General features: G+C 51.3%; 3 protein-coding genes. All 3 read left to right on the top strand.

The window, feature by feature from the left end; translation table 11 throughout:
- Nucleotides 1-46 precede the first annotated feature (46 nt).
- Nucleotides 47-895, top strand: a complete 849-nt coding sequence (locus VB081_RS10705; RefSeq protein ID WP_090305298.1) for a phage tail family protein — start codon at nucleotides 47-49, stop codon at nucleotides 893-895.
- Nucleotides 896-906: 11 nt separating this feature from the next.
- On the top strand, nucleotides 907-1,518 hold the full coding sequence (locus VB081_RS10700; RefSeq protein ID WP_323400806.1) for a hypothetical protein: 612 nt from the start codon (nucleotides 907-909) through the stop codon (nucleotides 1,516-1,518).
- Nucleotides 1,509-2,384, top strand: an 876-nt coding sequence (locus tag VB081_RS10695; protein WP_323400805.1) for a siphovirus ReqiPepy6 Gp37-like family protein, incomplete at its 3' end; no start/stop codon positions are given. The genes VB081_RS10700 and VB081_RS10695, both read left to right, overlap by 10 nt.

The following is a 2,384-nucleotide window of genomic DNA, read 5'->3' as shown; positions in this document are numbered from 1 at the left end:
ACCGAACGGGCGACATTGCGTGCACTCAGAAAGGCAGGATTAGCCGATGCATAAAATTAAGTATATCAACGATAGCGGCGCAGTCCTCGACATTGGCGGAGATGATCGCCTAACGCTTATGAGCATCACGGGCTTGGAATCGACCAGCGTCGAGGATGAGACGTCGAAATCTCCCCGGCAGGATGGGATGACCTATATCCAGTCGGCCTATAAGGAGCGGCCGGTTATTTTAAAATTCCATCTGAAATGTCATACCCGTGAGGATTACCTCACCTATCGAGATAACATCATCCGTGTGTTTAATCCCAAGGTTGGCGGAATTTTAGATTATCGTGACGGTGAGGTCCGCAGGCAGTTATATTGCAAGCCGGAGACGGGGATTGACATGCCCAAAAACAGTATCAGTTTATATTGTGATGTAACGGTGGACTTGATTGCCTACGACCCATACCTATATGATCCGGCGGTCAACACCCTGGAGCTGACCTTCTGGACTGGCGGGTTGGTCTTTCCGCTGGTCTTCCCGATATCCTTTCGAAAAAAAGGAGAAACAAAACTTAACATCGTAGTTGACGGCCAGGAGCCCGCGCCATTGTCCATCGCCTTTAAAGGCCCGGCGGTAAACCCTAAGGTCATCAACCACACCACCGGGGAATATATTGAGGTGCTTAAGGACTTGACGTCTGACCAGGTGTTACACATTACGACCGGATTTAAAAAACAATCCGTCAAAATCGAAGAAAACGGCATCCTCACCGATGCCTACGATAAGATTAATATTGAGAGTACGTTTTTTGAGCTGATGCCCGGGGCGAACCTACTGGAGTATACCTCCGGCGAAACCAGCCCGAATGATGTGTCCATCAGCTTTAAAAATCGGTATTCCGGAATCTAGGAGGTAAAAATATGGCAATAACAGCAGGATTCCGGGACGGAACCACCGGATATAGCGCCGCCACCTTTGCGGCATTTTATGAACGCTTATTTGAAAATGGTGTCAGCACGGATGCCAGCGGCAATCCAACGTTAAAAGTCACCATGGACGGCAGTGCCGTAAAGGTCGCCCCAGGGGCGGCCTACACGAAGGGATTTTGGCTTAAATCCGACAGCATCATCACGCTAACACCAACCAAGCCCGGGACCGGCTCCATGATCTACCGGGTCATCGCCCGGGTGGATGTCTCCGGTACAGGCTCGGCAGACACCATCACCCTCAAGCAGGGCACCGCATCCGCACCGCCCGACTTGGTCACAACGGGCTCAACCTATGAGTTGTCATTGGCCAAGGTGACCATCACATCGGCTGGTGCCATTACTGTGGTGGATGAGCGGGTCAACCAAACGGTCTGCGGGCTATTACGGCCGAAAAATCTAGCTGGGATGACTGAAATGCTGGAATCCATGCAAGCACAGTTTGACGCGATGTATTCCAGCATGCAGTCACAGGAAGGGGTACGAAAGATTTATATCCAGGAGACGGCACCGACAGACGCCGTGGAGGGCAGTATATGGATTTAAAAAAACCGAATATCAACATACTTAATGAGGACCTGGTATTCCTGGATCGAATTGATTATTACACATCACTGTGGTTTAAGCGACACTGGCGGGAGTGCGGCACTTTTGAATTTCATTTATCAGAATGGGTACCAGGTTTAGAGCTTGGCCAGCGCATCATGCTGGACACCGACGGGGAGCGCAGCGGCATTATTGAGACCATTGAGTTTGACGATTACGACCTGAAGGACATCACCGTCAGTGGCCGGTGCCTGCGGTCACTGCTTAAGGCTCGGAACATTTTGCCGACGGCGGCAGGATATGACACCTACAACACCCACGTGGAGGATATCATGCATGGACTGGTGGACAAAAACGCAGCCAACCCGACAAAGGCAGGCCGAAAATATCCCAATTTAGTGATGGCCACATCGGGTCATCGAGGGGATACCACCAGTTATCAATCCACATATGGCGTGCTCATGGATGAGCTGACCAAGCTCTCGGAACTATCCCAGATCGGGACGCGGATTATCCTGGACTACGCCGGGAAAAAACTTCGGTTCGAAACCACGATTGGAGTGGACCGGACCTACAACAATACGGCTGGTAATGGCTGGGCAGTTTTCTCCCAAAAATTTTCGAACGTCGAAAAACGGGTATTGACCCAATCCATTGCTGATTATCGCAATATGGCCTACGTCGCCGGACAAGGCGAAGAGGCCGACCGGGAAGTTGTCCTGCTTGGTGATGAGCTCACGGGCTATGACCGCCGGGAGGTCTACGTGGATGCCCGGGATATTGGAAAGGATAGTGATGTGACGCTGGCCGACCGAGGGAAGGCAAAGCTTGCAGAATATCCAAAGGTATCCTCTTACCAAGCATCG

The sequence above is a fragment of the Christensenella sp. genome, assembly GCF_034927525.1.
In the GTDB taxonomy this organism is placed as follows: domain Bacteria; phylum Bacillota; class Clostridia; order Christensenellales; family Christensenellaceae; genus Christensenella.
This window is presented reverse-complemented; position numbering and strand designations above follow the sequence as displayed.